The sequence below is a fragment of the Bartonella queenslandensis AUST/NH15 genome (assembly GCF_000312585.1).
Classification (GTDB): Bacteria; Pseudomonadota; Alphaproteobacteria; order Rhizobiales; family Rhizobiaceae; genus Bartonella; species Bartonella queenslandensis_A.
In genome coordinates, this window is the sequence record NZ_HE998207.1 from 1 (window position 1) to 363 (window position 363).

The 363-nt window shown below is 36.6% G+C and carries 1 protein-coding gene; it reads right to left on the reverse strand.

All coding sequences use genetic code 11. From position 1 onward, the window contains the following. Window positions 1-2: 2 nt before the first annotated feature. On the reverse strand, window positions 3-323 hold the full coding sequence (locus BN338_RS09905) for a hypothetical protein (RefSeq protein WP_039761958.1): 321 nt from the start codon (window positions 321-323) through the stop codon (window positions 3-5). Window positions 324-363: the final 40 nt, after the last annotated feature.

A 363-nucleotide genomic window follows, 5' to 3' on the forward strand; every position in this document is an offset into this window, starting at 1 on the left:
AGTTATACGACATTTAAGCGATAAAAAGATGACAACTCTTGAGAAAAATAATTATCAAACCAAGCCGTAAAAGCTTGCGTAAACACAGATGAAAACCATTGATCAAAGTCATCGTACGGCAATAACGGAAAATAATTTCTATCATCACGCACAAAGATACTATGCAGCGTACAGACAAGAGAACCTTTTGATAAGGGATCTATGCTTATTTCATCTGTACTATGAGGCGAGCGGATACTACAACATATGTCTTTCTGTCCAATCTTATTAACAAGATCAATCAACTGGACTTTGCTTATAGTGATCTGTGGGACATCTATCATCTCTAATCTTTCTCTTTAAGAGTGTGAATGCTGCTGTGGC